The sequence below is a fragment of the Variovorax sp. P4_D9 genome (assembly GCF_056401695.1).
The window spans coordinates 1-3265 of sequence record NZ_JBFUIU010000931.1 but is presented as its reverse complement, the minus strand read 5'-3'; the positions used below and the strand labels follow the sequence as shown (position 1 = coordinate 3265).

Genomic DNA, 3265 nt, shown 5'->3' with positions numbered 1-3265 from the left:
GCTCGCAGCAGCTCTTTCGCCACCGCGCCGAGGGGTGCGGGTCGGTCAGGTCTTCGTCCACCATGTCGCGTTCGTAGTCCTCACGCGCCACGACGTCCATGTAGAGAGCACCCTTGCTCAACGCCCCGAGGTTGCGCAGTGCGCGTTTCAGGTCTGGCGGGCTCAGGTAGGCCAGCACGCCTTGGCAGATGACGAAGTCGAGCGTGTACCGCAGCGGGTTGTCTCGGCAGTTCAAGGAGGTTGGCGGCGGCGTGTGGCTCAGCCGGCGATCAGATGTGCCAATATTCTCACTGGAGTGCGCGGCAGAGCGACAGTAGGTAAAGCCGAGAGGTCCGACAACTAATTAATACGGCCAAGCAGGGCGACGCCTGCCGAGGGTAGTGGCGCGCATCAGCCGATACCGGACGTTCCCAGTCAACGCCCAATGAGGAGATGTTGTTGATTCCATCAGACCTTGACGCGCTGGTTCGGCGGCAAAAGGGTGACGTTCTGCGGCCCCAAACTGCAGGTGCGGAGGCCGAACTCACGGCGCTTGGCATCGCTCCTGACTGCGAGTTTGGTAGCTTCTATCGGAGCTACAAAGCCTCTCCGCTTGGAAGCTCTGTTTCGCCAGTTGAATTCTTGGATGTCGCCGAGCCCAGCCCGTAGGTGGCACGGGCAACACGGTTCATTCATGAGGTCTGGAACCTAGCGTTTGATCATCGGCCCGGGTCAACCCGCGCCGGACACTTATAGACCAAGCTACCTGTCAAATCTCGATCTTCGTGCCCAGCTCAACAACCGAATTGTTGGGCAAATAGAGGTATTCGGCTGCAGCGCTGGCACTGTGATGCATCTGCACAAAAATTTTCTCACGCCACTTAGCCATTCCATCGCCGAACGTTGGCACAACAATGTCGCGCGACAGAAAATAACTCGTGGTCATGGGATCAAGTCTGAATTCCCGATTTGTAATTTGGCTCAGCGCTTCGGGCATGTCAGGTATGTCCATGAAGCCAAAGTTCAGGATGACCTTCCAACAATCCTTGCCAATCAGGATGATTTCCCCACGTTTGTCGAGTTCAACCTTAGGCACCTCTTGCGGCCGTATCGTCACGAACAGATTGCGTCCGTGCAGCACCTTGTTATGCTTCAGGTTGTGGAGCATCGCATTAGGAACGATCCCGGTTTCTGCCGTGAGAAACACGGCCGTTCCCGGAACCCGAGTCGGCGGTTGGACCATCACGCTCTCAAGAAAAGGCGCCAGCTCAATGGCATCTTTGCGCAGCTTGGCCGAAAGAATGAGCTGACCATTCTTCCAAGTGGCGAGAATCACGAACAGGCCTCCTGCCATCAGCAGCGGGAACCAGCCGCCATCGACAATCTTGAGCAGATTCGACGAAAAAAAGAAAATGTCAACTGCGAAGAAGAACCCTGTGGCTGCCACGCATACCGGCATCGGGTACCCCCATCCATATCGAATGACAAAAAAGGTCAGTGCCGTTGTGATCACCATGACCAGGCTGACCGAAATCCCATAGGCTGCTGCAAGGGCTGTCGATGAGTGAAACATGCCGACCGCCAGAGCCACGCCGGCCAATAGCGCCAGGTTCACTGCCGGCACATAGATCTGCCCCTTGTCGTGTTCTGACGTGTGTATGATCGTCATTCGCGGCAAATACCCCAGCTGTATCGTCTGCTTGGTTGCCGAAAACGCACCAGAAATGAGTGCTTGGGACGCAATGACCGTAGCCGCAGTCGCCAAGACCACCATCGCGATCAACGCCCAGTCAGGCGTCATTAGGAAGAAGGGATTTTCTATAGCCTTTGGATTGGCCAGTACCAAGGCGCCTTGGCCAAAGTAGTTGAGCATCAATGCGGGCATCACCAAGCCAAACCAAGCCCATTGAATGGGGACCTTGCCGAAATGACCCATATCGGCGTAAAGCGCCTCTGCCCCTGTTACGCAAAGAAAGACCGCTCCCAGGGTGATAAATGCCAACTTGTAATTCTCAAATCCAAAATGCAAAGCGTAGTACGGTGAAATCGCCTTCAACACCGACGGATTATCAACAATGGGAAACAATCCAGTAAGCCCGATGGCCAGGAACCAGAGCACCATAATAGGGCCGAAATACCGGCCTATTTGGGCCGTCCCCCTCTTCTGCACAATAAAGAGAATGATCAATACGGTGAAGGAAATCGGCAATACGTAGGGCTTGGCCGCCGGGGTTACGATTTCTAGTCCCTCGACTGCGGACAGCACAGAAATGGCGGGCGTGATCACGCCATCACCAAAAAATAGTGCGACCCCAAAGACGCCGCACACCATCAATATTCGATGAATCTTGGGCTTGTCTTTGACGGATTGTGAAGCCAGTGCGAGCAATGCCATCAAGCCACCCTCGCCGTGATTGTCTGCCCGCAATATTAGGCCAACATACTTGATGGAGACGATTACCGTCAGTGTCCAGAAGAAAAGTGAGAGGATTCCGAGGATGTTGCTTGGAGTCACAGCGACATGGCCGCTAGCAAATACCTCTTTAAAAGCGTACAGAGGAGATGTGCCGATGTCGCCATACACCACGCCGATAGCGCCCAGACATAGCGTTGCGACTGAGGACTTTGAGTTTTTCATTTGGATTGCGGTATCGGCATGTTGCACCGGCCGAATGCCTTGGCGAGAGACGGATCAAACCCATTCTGCTATAGACTCACGGATAAATTGATTTTCCGCCCGTTTGCAGCGTCGATTTGCCAACTCTAAGCCGCGCATTCATAGTTGCGTTTTCCGGCAGCGGTAGTCCAAAAAAAAGTTACCAGACCGATGGAAACATTCGCGGGCTTCACTGAGCACACCGACCATGAGATGGGTCGGTTGGTGGCGCAACTAGAGGCCATCGGTGCGCTGGACAACACGCTTTTCTACTGCATCGTGGGTGACAACGGCGCCAGTGCCGAGGGCAGTCCGGAAGGCTCCTTCAACAAAATGATGGCCCTGAACGGCATCATTGACAATCCCGAGCAAATGTTGCCGCGCATCGACGAATGGGGCGGCCCCACCACGTTCTCCCACTTCGCCATCGGCTGGGCCTGGGCCGGCAACACAGAGGTGGCGCCGGAAATCCGAACACAGCGATAAGTGGTCCACACTGCGACACAACCCGGGCCCGAGGCCCGAGAAAGCAGGAAGAGTGCGCCGGGAGACCGGCAAGGAGTAAAGGGTGCAAGTCCCTGACAACAAAGAAGTAGCGAATCATGTTGTCCCCGAGTCATGCGCGTCACA

The 3265-nt window shown here is 55.3% G+C and carries 2 protein-coding genes and 1 pseudogene; 1 reads left to right on the top strand and 2 read right to left on the bottom strand.

What is annotated here, in order from left to right; all coding sequences use genetic code 11:
- Positions 1-199: pseudogene (locus tag AC1DY5_RS48530) on the bottom strand (methyltransferase type 11); the annotation flags it as partial.
- Between the two features lie 549 nt (positions 200-748).
- Positions 749-2617 (bottom strand): potassium transporter Kup, encoded by a 1869-nt coding sequence (locus AC1DY5_RS48525; protein WP_478121484.1) that lies wholly within the window; start codon positions 2615-2617, stop codon positions 749-751.
- Positions 2618-2806: 189 nt separating this feature from the next.
- On the opposite strand from AC1DY5_RS48525, the gene AC1DY5_RS48520 reads away from it, so the two are divergent.
- On the top strand, positions 2807-3121 hold the full coding sequence (locus tag AC1DY5_RS48520; RefSeq protein WP_478121483.1) for a hypothetical protein: 315 nt from the start codon (positions 2807-2809) through the stop codon (positions 3119-3121).
- Positions 3122-3265 lie beyond the last annotated feature (144 nt).

Excerpts from the sequence above, each read along its gene's own strand:
- AC1DY5_RS48520 (WP_478121483.1), top strand. The coding sequence starts at position 2,807 with ATGGAAACATTCGCGGGCTTCACTGAGCACACCGACCATGAGATGGGT.
- AC1DY5_RS48525 (WP_478121484.1), bottom strand. The coding sequence starts at position 2,617 with ATGAAAAACTCAAAGTCCTCAGTCGCAACGCTATGTCTGGGCGCTATC.